The following is a 20,531-nucleotide window of genomic DNA, read 5'->3' on the forward strand; positions in this document are numbered from 1 at the left end:
TATGGCTTCGCCCCGCCGGGCACGGGCCCGGCGGGGCGAAGGGGTCGCTCGTTCAGGCGGTTACTTCATGGCCGCGAGCGCGGCGTCCACTCCGGCGGTGGGGGAGCCCAAGCCGGTGACGGTGTCGTAGCCGGGCCCCGCGGTGCACTCGGCGCCGCAGGCGCCGTTGGAGCCGGAGGTGATGTCGCTGAGGTAGCCGCTGCCCAGCCCGTACACATCGCCGTGCGCGGTGTCGCCGTCCGGGCCGGACGAGGCCAGGTGGGGCTTGCCGGCGGCGGCGCGGAGCTGGTCCGCCGAGCTGAGGACGGCGCCCCAGATCGGGGCCGACAGGCTGGTGCCGCCGACCTCCAGCCACAGCGAGCGCAGGGTGCTGCCCTGCAACAGCGAGACGTACACCGGCACGCCGGTCCTCGGGTCCGCGACCATGCTGACGTCCGGGGTCGCCCGCAGGGCCGAGGGCTGGACGCCGTCCTGGTAGGCGGGGCGCTTCTCGAAGAAGCTCAGCCCGCCGCCGGTCGAACTCCAGGCGGTCTCACCGGTGGTGGTGCCGTCGGGGTCCAGGTGGAGGCTGGTGCCGCCGATGGCGAGGACGTACGGGTTGGTCGCGGAGTAGCCGCTGGGGTAGCCGTTGTCACCGGTGGACTGGACGCAGACCGAGTCGGCGAGCCTGCAGTGGCTGTCGTAGAAGCCCTCCTCGGAGAACTCCCCGGATCCCCAGCTGTTGCTGACGGCGGCGGGGTGCAGGGCTGCCGCCGCGTCGTCGGCGCGTTCCAGCGCGGCCATGCCGGCGTCGGCGGACTCCACCAGCACGATGGCGGCGTGCGGGGTGACCGCGTGGGCCCACTCGATGTCGAGTGCCGCCTCCTCGTTCCAGCCGCTGTTGCCGGCCGGCCGGGTGCCGTCCGCGTAGTGCTGTTGGAAGTCGAAGCAGTCCGTGCCCTTGCTGACCGAGTCGCAGGTCTGCGGGAGGTCGAAGTGCGCGGCGAAGTGGTTGAGGTCGGCCTCGGCCGTCGGGTAGTCGTAGGCGTCGACGATGGCGACGGTCTGGCCGCTGCCGTCGCCCTTGAGCCCCAACCGGGTCTGGATCTGCTGCGGGGTGTAGCCGCTGGTCACCTCGGCCGCGGTGGTGTCCGAACCCGCGGTGGTCACCGAGGTGGTGGACCTGACCTCGATCGAGGGTGTGACGATGCCGCTGGGCAGGCCCGGATCCGGCAGCACCGGCGCGCTGACCGGAGCGGTCGGGGTGGTCGGGGCGGTCGGAATGTCGGCGGTGCTGTGCACCCTTGCCCTGCTCGAAACCTGGGCCTTGGCCCCAGCCCGGGCCTCGGCGGCGCTGAGCTTGTCGACGGTGATGCCGTGCGGGTAGTAGTCGGGGGAGAAGTCGGCGCCGTCGTCGACGGCCTGCAGCGGGATGTCGTAGCCGAACCAGTCGAAGGCCAGCCCGATCAGGTCGGTTCCCGGGCCGTCGCTCAACTGCGCGGTGGTGACCGCGTTCGCGCCCAGGGCGAAGTCCCTGCCCGCGTCCAGGACGGTGTCACCGTTGGTCGGGAAGGGCAGGGCGTAGGCGCTCAGGCCCTCCTCGGCGGCGACATACGCCTGGCTGCCGTCCGCGCCGGTGGCGAACGCGCCGGAGTGCGCGTTGAGGTAGTCGGTCAGGTTGTACGGCGCGCCGCCGTCCGCCGGGTAGACGGTGTGGCCGAACGAGAGGGTCTCGACCAGGCCGTAGGCCTTGGCGGCGGTGAAGGACTCGAAGGAGTTGTAGCCCGAGTCCTCATGGCTGCTGACCACGGCACCCGTGCGGGCGTCCAGGATCTGGACCAGGTGCTCGTTGGCGGCGCCGGGGAACTGGCCGCGGAGGGCGACGGCGACACCGTGTCCGTCCGCTCCGGGGACGTTCGGGTCGGCGTAGACGCTGGCGCCGGGCGACATCCACAGCGCGCCGGGATCGCTCGGGGCTTCGCTCCAGAGCGGTGCTCCGGTGGCCGCGTTCAGGCTGACCACGGTCGGAGCCGGGTCGGAGAGCTTGGCGGCGGGGTCGGAGTCGGACTTGGTGCCGCCGTACTCGAGCAGCAGATGGCCTGCGCCGTCGGTGGCGACGTCGGAGAAGGCCAGGCTCTTGCCGCTGGTTCCGGCGGGCCGGTAGCTCCAGACCTTGCTGCCGTCCGCGCGGTACGCGGTCAGTGTGTCGGACGGGACCACGATCTCGGAGCCGCCGCGGCCGTCGTCGCTGAGGGTGACCGAGCCGACGTAGCCGCTGCGGGTGTCGACATCGCTGCGGACCGCGCCGGTACGGGTGTCCAGCACCGCGAAACCGGAGCCGGTCGCCGCCACGACGGATGCGCCGCCCCGGCCGTGCTGGTCGGGGAAGGAGGCGGCCTTCAGATCGTGCACCGAGCCGCTGACGGTGGAGCGCCACAGGATCGTCGGCATGGGCTTCTTGAGGGTGCGGCCGTCGACGGCGAAGACGCCGCGGCTCTGGCCGCCCACGACCAGGTCCTTGACCCCGTCGCCGTTCACGTCTGCGGCGACGGCGCTGAAGATGTCGCCGAGCAGCGGCGTCGCCTTGGGGCGGCCCTGCTGCGGGTCGAAGGTGTAGGCGGTGTCGTCGTAGCCCACGGTGAGCAACCGGCCCTGGTAGCTGGTGAACTGGTCACCGGAGAGGGCGCCCTGCTGCTTCCAGTCGACGGCTCCGCTGGTGGCGTTGAAGCCGATCACCTGGGTGTGCTGCGGGCCGTCCGGGTCGGCGGCGGAGTCGGCTTCCGGATCGGAGACCGAGGCGACCACCTCGCCGCTGCCCCGGGAGGTGGAACTCAGCGCGAGAGTGGGGGCGTTGGCACCGCCGACGCTGGAGGCGGTGGTGTGCTGCCAGAGGGTCTTCCCGTGGGCGTCCAGGCCGGAGACGCTGCTCTGACCATCCGTCAGATCGGCGTTGATGCCCAGCTCGGCGACCGCGTAACGGGCCTGCTGGCCATGGGCGTCGGGGACCACCTGGAACGCCTCGGGAATGGTGCCCTCGCGCGAGGTGATCACGGTACGGGCGCCGCTGCGGGCGTCGATCGCGGTCAGGTCCCAGCGGACGGCGTCGAAGGGGTCGTTCTGCTCGACGACCAGGACACGGTTCCCGCTGGGGTCCTTGACCAGCATCCGCGGGTAGCCGGGGGTCTTGGCGTCCACCGCGACGCGGCCGTCGGCGGCGTCGAGCACCAGCACCTGGCCGGCGGCCGGGCGCGGGCTGCCGAGACCCATCGGGGTGTCGGACCAGGAGGCGGTGAGCCGGCCGTTGCCCAGCGACTCCAGGTCGCCCCAACTCGCGTTGGGGGCATGGGTGGAGTAGGTCCAGGCCGCGGTGCCGGTGAGTGTGCCGCCCTTGGCCGGGGTGAAGCCGTAGGCGGTGAGATTGCTGCGGGAGTCGCCCTGTTCGGCGGTGGGGTCGTACTGCCAGTTGGGCCCGGTGTCGTCGGCCACGATCAGCTTGCCGTCCTCGACCAGCAGGTTCCCGACGTAGTTCGGGACCAGTTTGCTCCAGAGCGTCCTGCCGCTGCGGCCGTCCAGGACGGTGACGAAGGTGCCGTAAGTGAGCTGGGAACCGGGCGAGGCGGACGGGCGGAACGGGTTGTCGCCGACCGCGTAGGCCACGGCCACGTCGGCCACACCGTCGTGGTTGAAGTCGCCGGTGGCGTAGGGGTGGGTGCCGGTGGCCGACATCTCGTAGGGGTTGTAGCCCTCGTAGAGGTTCGGCAGGTACGGGTCGGTCTGGTACCAGTTGTTCGGGGTGACCTTCCAGTCCTGGTAGAGCGAGGTGGCCCCGCGGTCCCAGACGGGATTGCCCTGGGCGTCGTAGCGGATGACGGTGCCGCCGGTGAAGACGCCGACCCAGTCGCCGGTGCCGCCCAGCGTCATGGTCTCCGCGAAACCGCGGGCGGTCTCCAACTGACCGGTCTGCCGCAGGTTCAGCGAGGGCGCGGCCGTCGTCTCACCGCCGGCAGCGGGTGCGGCCTGCGGAGTGGCCGCAGTGCTGGCGGCCTCGACGGAGGCGACCTGGGCCGGAGTGCCGTCGATGCGGTTCTGGAAGCGCTTGCTGAGCTGGGCGATCGCACCGGCGGTGAGCCGCACGGTCCTGTGCTGCGCGGAGCCGTCCGCGTGCGCGGCGGGGACGCTCAGCAGGACCGCGCCCAGCGCCAGCACGGTCGCTGCCGTCGTCGCACGGGAGCGTATGTACCTTCGTGTGCTTCTCAATTGACCGGACGTCTCTCTTCGCGGGAATGGGGGTGAGCGAATGTCAGGTACTGTTCCACCCGCACCAGCCCCAGGGGGAGGGAAAACCTTGGCCGGGTCCGGCCAGGTACCGGTATCGGCCATGGTTCCCTCCGGTCGGGGGCCACCGAGCGAGGAACGGACACCGCGTGCTGGAATCCCTTGGCCTTGACGACGCGACCGAGCGCGCCTACCGCCGTCTGGTGGGAGCGTCGCAGCTCACCGTGGCCGAACTGGCCCGGCAGCAGTCCTGCGGCACCGAGACCGCCCGCCGGATGCTGGACGAACTGATCGCCGCAGGGCTCGCGATCCCCACGGCGGGACGCCCCACCCGCTACACCGCCGTGGACCCGCGGATCGGCCTCGCCGCGCTGATCCGCACCCGGCGCCTGGAACTGGAGCGCACCTCCAGCGCGCTGGAGGTCTACAGCGCGGAGTACCACGAGCGCCAACTCCGCTCCAATACCAACGGCCTGGTCGAGGTCATCGAGGGGCCGACCGAGATCACCGCCCGGCTGGCGGAACTGATGGCCGGCGCCGAACGGGAGGTGCTCGCCCTGGACACCCCGCCCTATGTCACCGCCGACACCAGCGCGTCCGACTCCGAGCGCCACCTGCTCGCCCGCGGCATCCGGGTGCGTGCCCTGTACGCGACCGAGGTGTTGGCCATCCCGGACCGGGCCGACCGGCTGCGGGACCTGGTGGCCCTGGGCGAGGAGGCCAGAGTCGTCCCCCGGGTGCCGCTGAAGATGGTGCTGGTCGACGGCCGCAACGCCGTCATCCCGCTCACCGCCAGCGAGGAGGGCACCAGGACCACGGCCGCCCTGGTCCGGCCCTCCCGGCTCTGCGACGCGCTGCGCGAACTGTTCGAGGTGCACTGGGCCCAGGCCACCCCGGTCTTCGCCGGCCCCGCCGCCGAGGCCGGCCCCCACCCCGACCTGACCGAAGCCGACCTCTCGCTGCTGCACCTGCTCAACGCCGGGCTCAAGGACGAGGCGATCCACCGGCAGCTCGGCATCAGCGAACGCACCGCGCGTCGGCGGATCACCGACCTGCTGGAGCGGCTGGGCACCACCAGCCGCTTCCAGGCCGGTGCGCAGGCGGTCCGCCGCGGCTGGCTGTAGCGCCCCGTCCTCGGCGGTGGCCCGTCGGGCGGGGGAGTCAGTCGCCGCGCAGGCGGATGAAACGGTGGACGATGTGGCGTCCGGTACCGGTGGTGACCTCGGCGGTGACCGGTTCGGTCAGCGGGCGCACGGGGCCGAAGTCCGGGTCCTGTTCGGGCGCGCCGATCAGACCAGCCAGGGCTTCGCCGACCGTTCGGGCCTGTGGCGGGTCGAGCTGAGAGCTCGTCAGTACCCTTGTCCCATCGGCCAGTTGCAGCAGCAGGAGGCGGGGGCGGCGGGGGGTGCCGGTGATGGCGAGCACCGCGGCGTCCACGGTGTCGTGGTGGCGTACCTTGCGCCAGTACCGTCCCGCGCCGCCCGGCAGGTAGGGGCTGTCCAGGGCCTTGCAGACCAGGCCCTCGATGCCCTGCGGCTCCAGCGTCTCGTACCAGTGCCGGGCCTCGGCCTCGTCCGTGGTGGCCAGCACGGCCTGGATCCCGGGCGGGGTACCGGACTTCAGCACCTCGTCCAGCAGGGCGACCCGTTCGCGCAGCGGCAGCGGCCGGATGTCGCGGCCGGGCAGGGCGAGCAGGTCGAAGACCACCAGGGCCAGCGACATCCCGTCCGCCCCGGTGCGCGCGGCGGGTGTGCGCAGGGCTCCGAAGGCAAGCCGGCCGTCCTTCCACGCGCACACCTCCCCGTCCAGCACCAGGCCGGCGGGCAGCCGGGCCACGGCCGCGGCGATGGCGGGGAAGTCGGCGGCCATGTCCCGGCCCGAACGGGACTGCAGCACCGGCGGTTCGGGCCCGCGCGCGAAGGCGAGGCAGCGGTAGCCGTCCAGTTTGATCTCGTAGCGCACCCCGCCCGGCAGCGAGTCCGGTTCCGGGATCGCCGCCACGGCCCTGGGGCGCATCACCTCCAGGGGAGGCTGCAGCACCGGCTTGGCGCTGCTCACTGCGGCAGGTCCTGGCCGGTGGCGGGGTCGAGCAGCGGGGCGAGCAGGTCGCCGTGCTCGGCGATGCGGCGGGTGACGTCGTCGGGGGTGAAGACCAGCCCGGCCGGATCCTCGCATGCGGCGATCTCCTCCCAGGTCACCGGGGTGGAGACGGTGGGGGTCGGCATGGCACGCAGCGAGTAGGGCGCCACGGTGGTCTTCGCGCCGGTGTTCTGCGACCAGTCGAGCAGGACCAGGCCGGTGCGGTCGCGGCGCACATTGTCGGCGATCAGCTGCGGGTACTGGTCGCGGAGCCGGGCCGCCAGCCGCTTCGCGTAGCCGCTGACCATGTCCGCCGGTGCCGGGCGCAGCGGCGCGATCAGATGGATCCCCTTGGAGCCGCTGGTCTTCGGCCACGCCCGCAGGCCGTCGTCGGCCAGCGCCAGCCGGACCGCCAGGGCGGCGGCGCAGGTGTGCAGCATGGTGGTGCCCTCGCCCGGGTCGAGGTCGATGATCAGCCGGTCGTGCCGCTCCGGGGCGTGCTGCCACTGCGGGGTGTGGATCTCCAGGCAGCCGAGGTTCCCGGCCCAGGTCAGGGTGGCCAGGTCGGCGACCACCACCTGCCGGAGGCTCTTGGTGTGCACCGGGACGTCGAGGGTCTGCACCCAGTCCGGGGCCCCGGCGGGGATGTTCTTGGCCCAGAACCGCTCGCCCGCCACCCCCTCGGGGCAGCGCAGGAAGCTGGCCGGCCGACCGGCCAGATGGGGCAGGAACACCGGCGCGGCCTGGCTGTAGTAGTGCAGGACCGCGGCCTTGGTGGTGCCGGACTCCGGATACAGCACCCGCTCCAGATGTGTCAGCCGCACCGGGCGCCCGCCGACGTCGACCACGGTGCGCGAGGCGTGACCGGCGCGCTCGGCGCTGCTCATCGGCCCTGCTGCCGGGTCGTCGCCCGTGGGGTGCGGCGGGTGCGGGTCCAGCTGAGCAGCTGAGGGGCGGTCCAGGTGTTGATCACCCGGTCCTGGGTGATGCCGCACTCCTCGGCGCGGGCGCAGCCGAGGATCTGCCAGTCGAGCTGGCCCGGGGCATGGGCGTCGGAGTCGATCGCGAACAGCGCTCCGGCGTCCCGGGCCGCGGCGAGCAGGCGGCGGGGCGGGTCCAGCCGCTCGGGCCGGCTGTTGATCTCCACGGCGGTGCCGCCCTGGACGCAGGCGGCGAACACCAGCTCCGCGTCGAAGCGCGACTCGGCCCGGCCCTTTCCGGCGACCAGCCGTCCGGTGCAGTGCCCGAGCACGTCGACCAGCGGGTTCGACACCGCCCGCACCAGCCGTCGGGTCATCGGGGCCGGGTCCATGGCCAGGCCCGAGTGGACCGAGGCGACCACCAGGTCCAGCCGCTCCAGCAACTCGTCCTCCTGGTCCAGCGCGCCGTTGGACAGGATGTCGCACTCGATCCCGGTCAGCAGCCGGAACGGCGCCAGTTCGGCGTTGAGGGCGGCGACCACGTCCAGCTGCTCGCGCAGCCGCTCGGCGCTGAGTCCACCGGCGATCCTCAGCCGCGGGGAGTGGTCGGTCAGCACCGCCCAGCTGTGGCCCAGCGAGCGGGCCGCCTTGGCCATGGTGACGATCGGGCTGCCGCCGTCGGACCAGTCGGAGTGCAGATGGCAGTCACCGCGCAGCGCCGTCCGTAGGGTCTGACCTGCACCGTTTTCGGTGAGCGGGCTCTCGGACCGCTGCTGGAGCAGATCGGCCAGATAGGTCGGGACCTGGCCGGCGGCGGCCTCGGCGATCACCCGTGAGGTGGTGGCGCCGATGCCCTCCAAGGCGGTCAGCCGACCCGCGAGGGCCCGCTGCAGTACCTCCACCTGCGACAGCGGCGCCACCACCTCGGCGGCGTGGCGGAAGGCGCGCACCCGGTAGGTCGGCGCCTGGGCGCGCTCCAGCAGGAACGCGATCCGCTCCAGCGCTTCCACGGGCTCCATGGCAGGACGTATCCCCTTCGGCCGCTTCCGCATACCGAATCATGGCAAATTGGTTGAAAATGGTCAGCACGACATGTGGGACACGACAGGGGGAGGAGGCGGTGCTGTGGACTTCGACGAGGTCGCCGACCAGCTCTACAGCCTGCCCCCGCCCGAGTTCACCCGGGCCCGCGACACCGCGTTCGAGCAGGCCAGGGCAGTGCCGGAGCTCGCGCTGGCGAACCGGATCAAGGCCCTGCGGCGGCCCACCCAGGGCGCCTGGCTGGCCAACCTGCTGGTGCGCCGGCACCAGCAGGAGACCGGGGCGCTGCTGGACCTGGGCGCGGAACTGCGCGCCGCGCAGGACGCCCTGGACGGCCCGGAGCTGCGTGCGCTCACCGCCCAGCGCCGGGCGGTGGTCAACGCCCTGGCCCGTCAGGCCAGGGCCGCCGCCACCGAGGCCGGCCACCCGGTGGGCGAGGCCGCCCTGTCCGACCTGGAGGAACACCTGATGGCGGTCCTGGCCGACCCGCAGCGCGCCGCCGCGTTCGCCGGCGGACGGCTGACCACCCTCCACGGCGCGGCCACGGCTGCTGCGGGGTCGTCGCCGCGGTCGCCCTCGTCGCCGTCGTCGGGGCCGCTTCGGGCGCGCGTCCTTGGCGTCCCGCCCGACGCTGGGGACAAGCAGGCCGCCGCACGGCGGCAGGCCGCGGAGACACAGCAGGAGGCCAAGCAGGCCCAGGCCGCGGCCGACGCCGCCCGTCGCGCCCTGGACAAGGCCACCCGGGAGCGCGAGCGGGTCCAGCGCAAGGTCGAGGACCTGCGGCAGCGCCTGGAGCAGGCCCGCGACCTGGAGCGCACGCTGGCCGCGGCCGAGCGGACGGCGCGGGCGAAGGTCGAGGAGACCGACCGCATCGCCCGCAAGGCCCAGGGCCGCGCCCGGGACGCGGCAGCCCACCAGCAGCACCTCGCCGACCGAGCAGCCTGACCGAGCAGCCTGACCGAGAACCCGTCAGACAAGGGACAAGGGAGCAGAGAGATGGCGCGAGCGATTTGGACCGGAGCCCTCAGTTTCGGCCTGGTGACCGTCCCGGTGGCGCTGTACTCCGCGACCGCGGACCATACGACCTCCTTCCGTCAGATCCAGCGCGGCACCTCCGACCGGGTCCGGATCCGCCGGGTGAACGAACGCACCGGCCAGGAGGTGGAGTTCTCGGAGATCGTCAAGGGCTACGACCTGGGCGACGACCAGTACGTGGTCATCGAGCCCAAGGAACTGGAGGACATCGCCCCCGGGCGTTCGCGGGTGATCGAGGTGACCGGGTTCGTCGAGCTCGACCAGGTTGACCCGGTGTACTTCACCTCCACCTACTACCTCGCCCCGCGCGGCAAGGAGTACCAGGAGATCTACAGCCTGCTGCTGGAGGCATTGGAGGACAGCCGGCGCGCGGCGGTGGCGAACTTCGTCATGCGCGGCAAGGAGTACCTGGCCGCGATCCGCCCCGGCGGCCCCGTCCTGCAGTTGCACACCCTGCACTACGCCGACGAGGTCCGCACGCCCGCCGACGAACTGCCCTCGATGCCGGAGCGCACCAAGGTCGACCACGACCAACTCGCCGCGGCCAGGCGGCTGATCGACGCGCTGAGCATCGACTGGGACCCCGAGCAGTACCAGGACTCCTACGAGGACCGGGTGCACGAGCTGATCGACGCCAAGCGCGCCGGCAATGAGATCGTCAGCGCCGACGCCGCGCCCGAAGCCACCAATGTCGTGGACCTGATGGAGGCGCTGCGCGCCAGCCTCAACCGCGCGGGCGCGGGCGCGGCGTCCGTGGGCGACGCGCAGAAGGGGAAGGGGAAGGAGGAGAAGAGCAGGAAGGAGGCGACCGTCACCAAGATCACGAAGGATCTGAGCGGGCTCAGCAAGGCCGAGCTCTACGCCATGGCGGGCGAGCAGGACATCGCCGGCCGCTCGAAGATGACCCGCGAGCAGCTCATCGCGGCCCTCGGCCCCGCACCCCGCTCCCGGCGCAGGTCGGCCTAACGTCCCGGGGGTGTTCCAGGGGCGTTCCCGGCGCGGAGGGCGTCCCTGATGTCGCTGAACATCCTGGCCGTCGCCGGGGTCCACTCCTGCTCCTGCTCGCCGAGGCGGAGGGCGTCGTCAACGGCACCGAGCTTCGCGGGGGACAGGCTGCCGACCCGCTCGATCAGGTCGTCCCGGGAGACGGTGGTGAGCCAGGTGCAGGGGGTGAAGCCCGGGTGCGGGACGGCGAACCGCAGGACGCCCGCAAAGGGCAGTCCTTCTGCGGCTCCCAGCGCTACTTCGACGCCGAGACCGCTGATGTCGACCTCCGCCGGAGCCACCACCTGCATCGCCCGGAACCCATCCGCTTCCTCCTCCGACAGGAGTACCACCGGCCGCCGCTCGTCGAACTCGACCCACCAGACGTCGCCGCGTCGCACATGTCCTCCCGGTCCGTGACCCTTTGAAGGACTCTAACCCGCGGCCCTGCGAGGTCTGGCCGGTGTGCCCCCGGCACGACCTCGGCGGCCGTCGCCGGAGCCGGGAACGAACCGTCAGACAGCCTGCGTGTGTGATTGCCCGGAACTGCCCGCAGCTGGGATGATCGTCGGGCCCGGAAGGGTGGACGCAGGACTCGGAAAGGCGTGTGGTGATGGGGGATCAGCCCGGGGCGGACAAGGCCCAGGAGCAGCAGGGGGCGAGCATCGCCCGGGTCTACGACCTGTACCTGGGCGGTGGGCACAACCTCCCGGCGGACGACGGGGCGGCGGAGGCCGTGGTGGAGGTCATGCCTGAGCTGCCCGCGCTGCTGCGGGTGAGCCTGGACTTCCTGAAGCGCTGCGTGCGGCACCTCTCGGACACGGGCGTCCGCAGCTTCCTGGACCTGGGTGCGGGCATCCCGACCATGGACAATGTGCATGAGATCGCGCAGGCCGCCGACGCCACCGCCCGTACCGTCTACGTCGACAACGACCCCCTGGCCGCGCGCGAGCGGCGGGTGCTGGTCGCCGGCAACGACCGGGCGCTGAGCATCGAGGCCGACCTGCGCGACGCCGACCGCGTCCTGGGCGACCCCGAGGCCGCCCGGCTCCTGCGGCTGGGCTCGCAGGAGCCGTTCGCGGTGCTGCTGAGCTCGGTGCTGCACTTCATCACCGACGACGACCAGGTGCGCGCGGTGATCGCCGCCTACGGGGCGGCCATGCCGCCGGGCAGCTACCTCATGATCTCCCACGGCACCGCGAAGCCGGGCGCGGCCCAACGGCTGGAGCGGGCCGCCCAGCTGTACTCCAAGGCCATCGCGCCGATGAAGCTGCGGTCCAAGGAGGAACTCGCCTCCCTGGTGAGCGACTTCGAGCTGATCGAACCCGGCGTGGTCTACTGCGCCAACTGGCGGCCCGACCTCGGCTACCAAGCGGGCCCCGACGAGCAGGCCCTCCCCCAGATCGGCCTCCTGGCCCGCAAGAACTGACCCCCGCCCCACGAGCGGGTCGCCGTGTTGTCAGCATCGCCCCAGGTACGCGATGGCTTCGGCGGGGAGTTCCTCGCTGGGCCAGGCGGCGAGGGTGCGGAGCGAGGCGCCTCGGGTGTCGGCGTCGGAGCTGAGCAGAGCGGCGTGCAGGATTGGCCAGCCGACTCCAGGATGGCGGCCGAGTACCGACGCGAGTATGCGCAGGATGTGGCCGCTGTTGCCGGGGCGGGGCGCGGTCGGTAGGGATTCGGTCAGTTGGAGTGCGGCCAGCGTGGCGATGTGCTCGGCCTGGTCGCGGTCGTCGGTGTGACGCAGGGCCCAGTACCAGGTGTAGTCGGTCAACGGTGGTGCGCTGTCCAGGCGGGCGAGTGCCTCGGGCATGGGGTCGATCCCGAGGGCCGAGGCGGGGCCGAGCGCGGCATGGAAGTCAGGACGGTGCGGGTCGGCGAGGTGGGCGCGGAGGAGCCCGGGCCAACGTGGATCGTTGAGCAGGGCTTGGTAGCGGCCGGTCAGTTGCTGCAGGTCGGCGGGTGACCAGGCGAGGTCCTCGGATGCCCGGCGGAGGAAGCCGGCGATGGTGAGAAGGTTCTCCAGGCAGTCGACGGTGGGTGCCGCGGTGTCGACCAGGTCGGCGTAGCGGCGGAGCACAGGGACGGAGTGCGGGTACTCGGCCAGGCCGGGCCCCACATCGCTGGAGGGCATGTCGGCGAGGGCGGCGAGGATGCTGCCCGCGCCGTCGAGCAGTTGCTGGTCGACGGACGAGGCGGCCAGTGCCTCGTGCAGACGGCCCGTGGTGGCGGCGAGAGGGGCCAGGTAAACGTTCATGACGGTGTTGCGGAAGCCCTCGCGCAGCAGCCAGGCCCGGATCACCGGGTCGTCGGTGCCCTGCAACCGCCGGACGGCGTTGATCCGGCCCCAGCCGGCGACCCGCTGCGCGAGCGTGTGCACGGCGGTGTCCGGGTCGGGCTGTGAGCGGAGGAGGGCTACCGCGGCGAAGAGGGTGAGTTCGTCCAACGTGCCCAGGAGCAGCAGGAGTTCCCGATCTCTGTGGTCGCCGCCGAGGCCGAGCAGGAGCAGGCCGATCTTCACGGGGTTGCGGTGGGTGCCGTGTGCGGCAAGCCGTCTGCCCAGTACGCGCAGGCCGGTGCGGGGCAGGGCGCGACGGCGGAGTTCGGTACTGAGATCGTCGGCGAACGCCAGTGCACGCCAATGCGTCAGCGCGTCGTGGAACTCGGCTACCGCCTCGTGGTCCAGGCGCGTGGCAGTGATGCGCTGGATGCGGTCGGCGAGAGCAGCGGCGCTCGGGATGGAAGACTCGGTGCCTTCGGGCAGGCACAGGCCATCCGCGCCGCCGCCGATGAGCCGGATGCGCGAGGGGTCCGGCAGCGCGTCCGGGAGCGGGTCACCGTAGTGCGGCCAAGGGCCGGGGCCGTGGCGTGCGCGCAACGCGAGGGCGTGGTCGTGGAGGGTGGGCTTCTTGTGGGTGCGAGTACCGCCCGGTGCCCACCGCTCGGCGGTCAACGGTGGGTGGGCCGACCGCCCATGCGTGTAGTCATATCGGCGAGCATGCCCTGGCCGGGCGTGCCGGGGCAAGCCACTTACCGTTGCACTGACCTGGGGCGCGGGGATATCCGCTGGTTGTGGGCCTGGTGCTCGGGTTACGGTGGGCGGCCGGGTGGGTGCGGAGCAGTGGAGAGTGTGCGCGATGAGCAGGGTGGTGGCGACGACGACGTTGTGGCGTCCGACCGGTCCTGAGGAGTTGGCCCTGGTCGAGGCGTCGGGTTGGGCTGCGTGGCCGCCGCGGCTGCCCGAGCAGCCGATCTTCTACCCGGTCCTGAACGAGGACTACGCGATCCGGATCGCCCGGGACTGGAATGTGCCCGCCTCCGGCGTCGGCTACGTCACCCGCTTCGAGGTCGAGGCCGACTACCTGGCCCGCTACCCGGTCCAGCAGGCGGGCGGGCGGACGATTCTGGAGCTCTGGGTGCCTGCCGAGGATCTGCAGGAGTTCAACCAGCACATCGTGGGGCCGATCGAGGTCGTCCATGAGTTTCGGCCGCAGGCGTGAATACGACCGACGACCGGGCTGTCCTGCTACTGCCGGCGCAGCGGAGCAGTACGTCGCTGCTGCTCGCGGAGGCCGCCGTGCGGCGTGGCCTGGAGGTGGTGGTGCTGGACGGCGCGGCGCCGCTGGAGTCGCTGGCGGGGCGTCAGGTCCATTGGTACGGGGGCCCTTTGGCGGCGGACCGGATGGCCGGGGCCTTGGATCTGGCGCTGCTGGAGCCCGCCGACGACTGGCTCGCCGGGCTGCCGGAGGAGTTCACCGGCCGACGCATCGAGTTGACCACGCTCTCGGAGGCGTGGGCGCTGCGGCACCCGGTGTTTGTGAAGCCGCCCAGCGACAAGCAGTTCCCCGCCGCGGTCTACCCGGACGGGAGCCGACTGCCGCGCCAGGGCGAGCGGATCGGCCCCGACACCGCGGTGCTGGTCTCGGACGTGGTGACCTTCGCGGTGGAGTACCGGCTGTTCGTGCTGGACGGGCGCGTTGTCACCGGTAGCCGCTACGCCCGCTACGGCCGTCTCGACACCGCCCCGCTGGACCAGGACCCGAACCGGGAGCCGGTGCGGGCGTTCGCGGAGCGGCTGCTGGCGGCCGAGCGGGACTCGCTGCCCAGCGCCGTGGCGGTGGACGTGGGTCTGCTCCAGGACCCCGACAGTGGGCAGGAGCAGTGGGCGGTGGTCGAGGCCAACATGCCCTGGTTCGCCCACAGTTACGCCGCCGACCCGGCGGCGGTGCTGGACGTCGTCCTGCGGGCGTGCGGATCGCGCGGTGCGGTCGCCGCGCGCGACCGGAGGTTCCTGCGGGTACCGGCATGACCGACAGGACGGGAATGCATCGGTTCTGTGCGGCTCCGGTAAGCACATCGTGGACGGACTCGGAAAAGAAATCCCGTGTTCAACTGAATTCCCGCGAAAGAGATTTCCCGGAACCGGGTGAAATGCGGTCGTGCGAAAAATGCGAGCACGGGGCTTGCCATGTATTGGCGGGCGTGGTTCCTTGAATCCATGGACAATCGTGACAGCGGGGAACGCTCACGGCGCGTCACCATCAACGACATCGCGGCGGCTACCGGGTTCGCCGCGTCCACGGTGTCCCGTGCGCTGTCGCGGCCGGGCCGGGTGAACGTGGTCACCCGTGAGCGGATCGAGGCCGTGGCCCGGGAATTGTCCTATGTGCCGGGCACGCATACGCGTGCGCCGGCGCTGGGCCGCGCCGAAACTGTCGCGGTTCTGGTCTCCGACGTCACCAACCCGTTCTATTTCGGGCTGATCCGGGGAACGCAGCACCAGCTCAAAGCCGCGGGATACGCCAACCTGCTCATTGACAGCGAGAATTCCGCGGAGCTGGAATCACATATGCTGTCCAAGCTGCGGCAGTCGATCGACGGGGCGATCCTCGCCGCCTCGCGGCTGACCGGCAGGCAGCTCGCGGAACTGGACACCACCCTGCCCCTGGTGGTGATCAACCGCAGGGTGCACGGGGTCCAGAGTGTGGTGATCGACTCGCCGTCCGGGGTGGTCCAGGCGGCCGAGCATCTGGTCGCGCTGGGGCACCGCGAGATCGTCTACCTCTCCGGTCCGCAGAACTCCTGGGCCAACGAGGCCCGTTGGCGTTCCCTGGTCGAGACGGCGGGACGGCACGGGCTGCCGGTCCGGCGGATCGGACCGTTCCCGGTCGGCCGGGAACCAGGGGCCGCCGCGGCCGAAGCGCTGATCAGCACCGGTGCCACGGCCTGCATGACGTTCAACGACCTGCTCGCCATCAGCATGCTGGCCCGCCTGCGGGAACGGGGTGTCGCCGTACCCGGCGAGATCAGCATCGTCGGCTGCGACAACATCTTCGGGGCGGATTTCTGCCACCCCGGCCTGACCACGCTCACCGCACCGATCGAGCAGGCCGGGAGGGTCGCGGTGTCGATGCTGCTGGCCCGCCTCGGCGACAGCGGCAGCCGTACCAACAACGGCAGCGCGTCGGCAGCACGGCGGTCCGCCGTGCTGCCGACGCAGCTGGTGGTACGGGAGTCGACCGGTCCCGCCCCGCGCCGACCCCGCGCCAGGGCTGTTGCCGATCGCTAGGGGTAGCTGACGATCGGCACCGGGCTGACCGTGGTGCCGGTCGACCCGCCGGTGTTGTTGATGACGTGCGCGATGGAGCCCTTGCCCAGCGAGATGGTGAAGATGTCGTGGAACTTCACGTTCGGGTTGTCGGGTGCCTCGAAGCCGCGGTCGGCCACGATGCTCGGATCGGCGGTGAACAGGCAGTAGGAGCCCAGGCCCCACGCCTCGTGGGAGGTGACCGTGTCGGCCACCTTGTAGGCCGCGTACCCGCCCGCGTCACTGCGCCAGGCGGACTGGCTCGGCGGGTCGTAGGGCATCTCGTTCTGGAAGAAGACGGTGCGTCCGCCCTGCCCGTTCCACAGCACCTCGTACTTCTCGAAGTGCTCGACGAACAGCCCGTAGGCGGAGACATTGGCCCCGTTGACGATCAGGCCGGTGTCGGAGGGGTTGACCGTCCAGCCGACCCCGGAGCCGTGGTCGGCGCGCCAGGCCCAGATGTCGTCGATGATGGTGTTGGCGTTGTTGACGACCAGCGCCGTGGTGACCTTGCCGGGGCCGGCCCCGCCGACCCGGAAGAACACGTCCTGGACGGTGGTCGGGTCCGCGGCGTGGCTGGTGGTCGCGCCGGCTGGGCCGACCTGCAGCAGGTTCGGCGAGTTGACCGGGCCCGCGTCGAACAGCAGCCCGGCGAGTTTGACCCCGTCCACGTCGGCGACGTTCATCGCGCCGACGCCGTTGTCCGGGATCAGCGTCGGGTAGCCGATGCCCAGCACGACGGTGTCGGGCCTGGTCACGTTCAGGGTCTGGTTCAGGTGGTAGACGCCCGGGGTGAACAGCAGGTTCAGCCCGCAGGCCAGGGCGTTGTTGAGGGTGGCGGCCGAGTCGGCGGGCCGGGCGACGTAGAACTGGGTCAGCGGGACCGAGGTGCCCGGTGTCGAACCACCCGCCCAGGTCGTCCCGGAGGCGTTGGTGCGCAGGCTCGGCACAAAGACGTTGTAGCTGTCGCCGTTGAGGTAGAGGTAGGGCTTGTCCCGCACCACGGGAGTGGTCGGCAGGGTGGTGTACGGGGGCTTGGGGAAACTGGTGGCCGGGGCGCCCTTCACACCGGAGAAGACCATGTTCCACACGCCGTTGCCCCAGCCGCCGATCTGGCTGTCCCGGGTGTACCACTGCTGCTGGGAGTACGGGTTGATCGAGCCGTCGACCCTGCTGTCGGCGATGTAGCCGCCGCTGGCCCAACCGTAGCCGCTGGGAGCCAGGTTGAGGTCGCCGTGGATGTCCACCCGGCGCATCGGGGCTCCCTGCGCCACGGCCCAGCGGTCGGCGGTGTGGCTGGGTGTGATCGCCAGATTCTCGATCGAACGCCAGAAGTTCTGGGTGGCGTTGCCCTTGAGCCAGCCCGCGTCGACGGTCACGTCACCGTTGATGGTGACGTCGTCGGGGTTGCGGCCCAGGCCCATCACCGAGGTGTAGAAGCCGGTGTTGACGTTGATGTCGTGGTAGGTGCCGGCCTTGAACATCACCGCGTAGCGGTAGTCGCCGAACTGGTCGGTCTCGGTCTGCGCGAAGATGGCGTCCAGCCTGCTCTGGATGGTGGCGCTGGACATCGACGGATCGAAGACGACCACGTTCGGCCCGAGGTCCTGCGCGACCGGCGGGGGAGTCTGGCAGCTGCCGCCGCCCCCGCCTCCGCCGCCGGACGAACTGTGGACCACCAGTTCCTTGATGGAGTCGCCGTAGCCGTTGTTGCGCTGGGTCGCGTACATCCGCAGGTAGCGGCCGGTGCCGGCGGCGTTGATGGTCTGCACGCCACCGGTGTTGGCGGTGGTGGAGTAGATCGGGTTCCAGGTGCTGCCGTCGTCGGACAACTGCAACTGGAACGACTTGGCGTAGGAGGTCTGCCAGTTGATGACCACCTGGCAGACCGCGGTGCCGGGGCCGAGGTCCACCTGCAGCCACTGCGGGTCACTGGCCTGGCTCGACCAGCGGGTGCCGGTGTCGCCGTCGACGGCCTTGGCGGGAAGGTAGTTGTTGCCCTGGACCGAGGAGGCGGTCGCGGGCTTGTTGAGGGCGACATCGGTGGCGGTGTCGCAGGTGGCCGCGTGCGCCGACTCGGCGCCGGCCGTGGCCATCAGACCGGTGGCGGCGAGTGCCGCGGTGAGGACGCCGGAGAGGATCCGGCCTCGGAGGATCGGGACGCGCATGGTGTCTCCCTGACGGGGTGGGTGGGGCGGCGCCCCGAGGGCAGGGCGCCGCCGTCGAAGGGCATGCGCTACGGGTTCTTGGTGTCCACTCCGTAGCCGTTGCACTGGCGGCCACCGTGGATGCAGTAGTCCACCAAGTAGGCCTGGCGGGCCGCGTTCCAGCCGTTCATGAAGTCGTAGTGGAAGGTGTAGGCGGGGCCGGAGGCCAGGGTCAGCCCGCTGGTGTTCCCGTTCGCCAGCGGATAGGGGATCTTGGCTTCGAGCATGGGCAGAGGCACCGGGTGGTCGGCCGGGCAGACGCCCTTGACCGGCCACGCCATGTACGACTTGTGGTCGGCGGAGTCCAGGTGGACGCCGTCCCAGCAGCTCGGCGCCTGCAGCCGGACCACCAGGGAGCTGCCGTTCGGACAGGACGCCGGGAAGTCGGTGCCGGCGTTGCCCGGGCACTTCCAGCTGCCGGTGAAGTTCGCCGGGACGGTGTTGTGGGCGTCGCCGACCAGGAGCTTGAAGCCGGCCGGGAACGGCTGGACGGTGCGGTAGTCCTTGACGCCGGACTTGTAGTAGATCACCGGCTTGTCCGGGATCAGCGGGACACCGTTCTGATACAGCGTCGGGAACCAGTAGCCCGAGGCGTCGAGCGGGTCCTCGCAGGAGCTCGCCCCGCCGACCAGCGAGTCCGGAGTGGAGAACGCGTTGGTGGTCGGGTTGCCGATGAAGGTGTGGTTGTGCGACGCGCCGGGCACGCCGGGGAAGACGATCGGGTCGTCGGAGAGCTCGTGGTTGACGGTGCAGTCCGCGTGCATCTCCTGGTACTGCGCGGGCGGCGGGCTGTCGGCCGCGTCGGCTGCCTGCAGGCCGCCGAGTGCGGCGGCTAAGGCCAGGGCGACCGCGGCGGCTGCGACCGCGCGGAAACGAGTACTCATGGGCGCCTCCAAGGCGACGAGTTGAGTATCGGTAAACGGTTGGAAATGGGACTGTAATCTCGCTGCCGCAGGCGGGAAAGCGCTTGCCAAAAGTTGCCACGGGCGGGGCCGGCCCTCGGCGGGGCGGCGTTGCGGCGCCGTCAGGGCGTGGCGGAGCGGCGGCTCGCGCCGCTCCGGGCAGGCTTCGGTGAGGAGACTCAGACGGAAGACGTCAGACGGAAGACGGAAGACGGAGGACGTCAGAGGATGCCGAGCCGCCGGGCCTCGGTCAGCCACTGCGGGAACTCGCCCAGCAGGCGGTCGTAGAGCTCCGCGTCGGTGATCCGGTCGAAGTCGTCGACCTGGAAGAACCCGGCGTTGTCGACCACCCGTCCGGGCAGGGTGTCGAAGCGCTCCAGGATGCCGTACTCGGACTTGCCCAGGCCGATGAACTGCCAGAACAGCGGCTTGGCGGCGGCCTGGGTGAGCAGCTCCTGGATCTGCTTGCTGCGGTTGATGCCGCCGTCAGAGAAGAACAGCACCAGCACCGGATCGCCGGGCCGCTCCGCGTAGTACGCCAGGATGTCGCGGATCACCTCGGGCTCGTTGTTGCCGCCGAAGACGTCCACCAGGTGGTCGGGGACGCGGGAGCGTCCGCCCGGGAGTTCCGGGAGCTGGCGGTGCCCGGAGCGGATATAGACGTTGCGCTCGATCCACTCCGCGAGTTGAGGGATCGTCAGGGTGGGCAGCCGGGCGCAGTGGTCCGCGAAGATCCAGGCGTCCAGGGAGCCGTCGTCGTCCATCACGGCGGCGACCGGAGCCATTCGCTCCACCAGGCGGCCCACCGTGCCGCCGTTGTAGAGCGGACGCATCGACCCCGACCGGTCCAGCACCAGCGCGACCCGGGCCCGCACCCCGGCGGCGCCGCGCTTGGCCAGGTTCACCCGCACGATCTCCTTGCGCAGCGAGACCGGGTCGGTGGGGGCGGCCTGCGGCGCGGCCCCGTTCGGGGGCGGCTCCTCGTCCACGGCGACGCCGAAGTCGGCGGCCAGTCCGGCCAGTCCGGTGTCGTAGCCCTGGCCGAGGGCCCGCAGCCGCCAGCCGTCCTGGCGCCGGTAGACCTCGCCGAGCAGCAGCAGTGTCTCCTGGGCCGCCCGCCGCACCGGGAAGACGGCGGTGACCGCGCCGCCGGCGTCGTGCAGTTCCAGCGCCAGGTCGCGCACGTCGGCGAAGCTGCCGTCGTCCAGGGTGGCCGCGATCACCACCCGCTGCACGCCGGCGGGCAGCCGCTCCGGCTGCACCAGCAGCGACTGGCGTCCCGGCGCGCCGCCCTGGTGGCGCACCGCGCCGCCCTCCGCCTCGGGCTGGTTGTAGAACACCAGGTCCGCATCCGTCCGGACCTTGCCGCTCGCGCCCACGAGCACGGCCGAGGCGTCCAGCACCGAGCCACAGGACCAGCGGACCACAAGGGTCAGCGGGCCCGGGGGAGCAGGGACATTGGCACCGGGGAGGAGTTCCGTCATGCCCGCATTGTTCCGCAGCGTGGACGCTCTTGGCGGGCCTT

At 71.5% G+C, this 20,531-nt stretch carries 16 protein-coding genes; 7 read left to right on the forward strand and 9 right to left on the reverse strand.

Features of this window, described 5'->3' with window-relative positions:
* Positions 1-60 precede the first annotated feature (60 nt).
* Complete coding sequence (locus ACEZDG_RS28820) at positions 61-4,185, reverse strand: S53 family peptidase (protein ID WP_380514851.1); 4,125 nt, start codon at positions 4,183-4,185, stop codon at positions 61-63.
* Positions 4,186-4,403: 218 nt separating this feature from the next.
* On the opposite strand from ACEZDG_RS28820, the gene ACEZDG_RS28825 reads away from it, so the two are divergent.
* Complete coding sequence (locus ACEZDG_RS28825) at positions 4,404-5,378, forward strand: helix-turn-helix domain-containing protein (protein WP_380514854.1); 975 nt, start codon at positions 4,404-4,406, stop codon at positions 5,376-5,378.
* Positions 5,379-5,415: 37 nt separating this feature from the next.
* Here ACEZDG_RS28825 and ACEZDG_RS28830 read toward each other — a convergent pair whose 3' ends face one another.
* Genes ACEZDG_RS28830 through ACEZDG_RS28840 form a run of 3 tightly spaced genes read right to left on the reverse strand, consistent with a single transcriptional unit; the run spans position 5,416 to position 8,272 of the window.
* Positions 5,416-6,312: an ATP-dependent DNA ligase gene (locus ACEZDG_RS28830; RefSeq protein ID WP_380514857.1), complete on the reverse strand. Its 897-nt coding sequence runs from the start codon at positions 6,310-6,312 to the stop codon at positions 5,416-5,418.
* A complete protein-coding gene (gene ligD, locus ACEZDG_RS28835) occupies positions 6,309-7,220 on the reverse strand; it encodes a non-homologous end-joining DNA ligase (RefSeq protein WP_380514859.1) in 912 nt (303 codons plus the stop codon). The genes ACEZDG_RS28830 and ligD overlap by 4 nt, the downstream gene beginning before the upstream one ends.
* On the reverse strand, positions 7,217-8,272 hold the full coding sequence (locus tag ACEZDG_RS28840) for a PHP domain-containing protein (protein WP_380514862.1): 1,056 nt from the start codon (positions 8,270-8,272) through the stop codon (positions 7,217-7,219). The genes ligD and ACEZDG_RS28840 overlap by 4 nt, the downstream gene beginning before the upstream one ends.
* 106 nt (positions 8,273-8,378) lie before the next feature.
* On the opposite strand from ACEZDG_RS28840, the gene ACEZDG_RS28845 reads away from it, so the two are divergent.
* Both ACEZDG_RS28845 and ku read left to right on the forward strand, forming a co-directional pair.
* Positions 8,379-9,239, forward strand: coding sequence for a hypothetical protein (locus tag ACEZDG_RS28845; protein ID WP_380514865.1), 861 nt, complete (start codon positions 8,379-8,381; stop codon positions 9,237-9,239).
* A 51-nt stretch (positions 9,240-9,290) separates the two neighbouring features.
* The gene (ku, locus tag ACEZDG_RS28850; protein ID WP_380514868.1) at positions 9,291-10,295 is read left to right on the forward strand and encodes a non-homologous end joining protein Ku; all 1,005 of its coding nucleotides are present in this window, start codon (positions 9,291-9,293) and stop codon (positions 10,293-10,295) included.
* Here ku and ACEZDG_RS28855 read toward each other — a convergent pair.
* Positions 10,292-10,714 carry a type II toxin-antitoxin system PemK/MazF family toxin gene (locus ACEZDG_RS28855; RefSeq protein ID WP_380514871.1) on the reverse strand — a complete coding sequence of 141 codons (423 nt, stop codon included), beginning with the start codon at positions 10,712-10,714 and terminating at the stop codon, positions 10,292-10,294. The genes ku and ACEZDG_RS28855 overlap by 4 nt on opposite strands.
* Positions 10,715-10,926: 212 nt before the next feature.
* On the opposite strand from ACEZDG_RS28855, the gene ACEZDG_RS28860 reads away from it, so the two are divergent.
* Positions 10,927-11,742 (forward strand): SAM-dependent methyltransferase, encoded by an 816-nt coding sequence (locus ACEZDG_RS28860; protein ID WP_380514874.1) that lies wholly within the window; start codon positions 10,927-10,929, stop codon positions 11,740-11,742.
* A 30-nt stretch (positions 11,743-11,772) separates the two neighbouring features.
* Here ACEZDG_RS28860 and ACEZDG_RS28865 read toward each other — a convergent pair whose 3' ends face one another.
* Positions 11,773-13,188 carry a hypothetical protein gene (locus ACEZDG_RS28865; RefSeq protein ID WP_380514877.1) on the reverse strand — a complete coding sequence of 472 codons (1,416 nt, stop codon included), beginning with the start codon at positions 13,186-13,188 and terminating at the stop codon, positions 11,773-11,775.
* Between the two features lie 259 nt (positions 13,189-13,447).
* Here ACEZDG_RS28865 and ACEZDG_RS28870 point away from each other — a divergent pair, with 259 nt between their 5' ends.
* The 3 genes from ACEZDG_RS28870 (at position 13,448) to ACEZDG_RS28880 (ending at position 15,879) form a co-directional block, all read left to right on the forward strand.
* Entirely contained in the window at positions 13,448-13,810 is a 363-nt protein-coding gene (locus tag ACEZDG_RS28870) for a hypothetical protein (protein ID WP_380514880.1), read from the forward strand.
* A complete protein-coding gene (locus ACEZDG_RS28875; RefSeq protein WP_380514883.1) occupies positions 13,807-14,619 on the forward strand; it encodes an ATP-grasp domain-containing protein in 813 nt (270 codons plus the stop codon). The genes ACEZDG_RS28870 and ACEZDG_RS28875 overlap by 4 nt, the downstream gene beginning before the upstream one ends.
* A gap of 189 nt (positions 14,620-14,808) precedes the next feature.
* Positions 14,809-15,879, forward strand: a complete 1,071-nt coding sequence (locus ACEZDG_RS28880) for a LacI family DNA-binding transcriptional regulator (RefSeq protein WP_380514886.1) — start codon at positions 14,809-14,811, stop codon at positions 15,877-15,879.
* Here the strand turns inward: ACEZDG_RS28880 and ACEZDG_RS28885 are convergent.
* From ACEZDG_RS28885 to ACEZDG_RS28895, 3 genes are all read right to left on the reverse strand, one after another.
* Positions 15,876-18,065, reverse strand: a complete 2,190-nt coding sequence (locus ACEZDG_RS28885; protein ID WP_380514889.1) for a discoidin domain-containing protein — start codon at positions 18,063-18,065, stop codon at positions 15,876-15,878. The two genes, ACEZDG_RS28880 and ACEZDG_RS28885, sit on opposite strands and share 4 nt — an antisense overlap.
* 68 nt (positions 18,066-18,133) lie before the next feature.
* Complete coding sequence (locus ACEZDG_RS28890) at positions 18,134-18,988, reverse strand: DUF1996 domain-containing protein (RefSeq protein WP_380514892.1); 855 nt, start codon at positions 18,986-18,988, stop codon at positions 18,134-18,136.
* A 239-nt stretch (positions 18,989-19,227) separates the two neighbouring features.
* The gene (locus tag ACEZDG_RS28895) at positions 19,228-20,490 is read right to left on the reverse strand and encodes a vWA domain-containing protein (RefSeq protein WP_380514895.1); all 1,263 of its coding nucleotides are present in this window, start codon (positions 20,488-20,490) and stop codon (positions 19,228-19,230) included.
* Between the last annotated feature and the right edge of the window lie 41 nt (positions 20,491-20,531).

It is taken from the genome of Streptacidiphilus alkalitolerans, from assembly GCF_042511045.1.
In the GTDB taxonomy this organism is placed as follows: Bacteria; Actinomycetota; Actinomycetes; order Streptomycetales; family Streptomycetaceae; genus Streptacidiphilus; species Streptacidiphilus alkalitolerans.

Bases quoted from the DNA above. Each gene is read 5' to 3' on its own strand.
- ligD (WP_380514859.1), bottom strand. From the start codon at position 7,220: ATGAGCAGCGCCGAGCGCGCCGGTCACGCCTCGCGCACCGTGGTCGAC.
- ACEZDG_RS28840 (WP_380514862.1), bottom strand. From the start codon at position 8,272: ATGGAGCCCGTGGAAGCGCTGGAGCGGATCGCGTTCCTGCTGGAGCGC.
- ku (WP_380514868.1), top strand. From the start codon at position 9,291: ATGGCGCGAGCGATTTGGACCGGAGCCCTCAGTTTCGGCCTGGTGACC.
- ACEZDG_RS28860 (WP_380514874.1), top strand. From the start codon at position 10,927: ATGGGGGATCAGCCCGGGGCGGACAAGGCCCAGGAGCAGCAGGGGGCG.
- ACEZDG_RS28870 (WP_380514880.1), top strand. From the start codon at position 13,448: ATGAGCAGGGTGGTGGCGACGACGACGTTGTGGCGTCCGACCGGTCCT.
- ACEZDG_RS28880 (WP_380514886.1), top strand. From the start codon at position 14,809: ATGGACAATCGTGACAGCGGGGAACGCTCACGGCGCGTCACCATCAAC.
- ACEZDG_RS28885 (WP_380514889.1), bottom strand. From the start codon at position 18,065: ATGCGCGTCCCGATCCTCCGAGGCCGGATCCTCTCCGGCGTCCTCACC.
- ACEZDG_RS28890 (WP_380514892.1), bottom strand. From the start codon at position 18,988: ATGAGTACTCGTTTCCGCGCGGTCGCAGCCGCCGCGGTCGCCCTGGCC.
- ACEZDG_RS28895 (WP_380514895.1), bottom strand. From the start codon at position 20,490: ATGACGGAACTCCTCCCCGGTGCCAATGTCCCTGCTCCCCCGGGCCCG.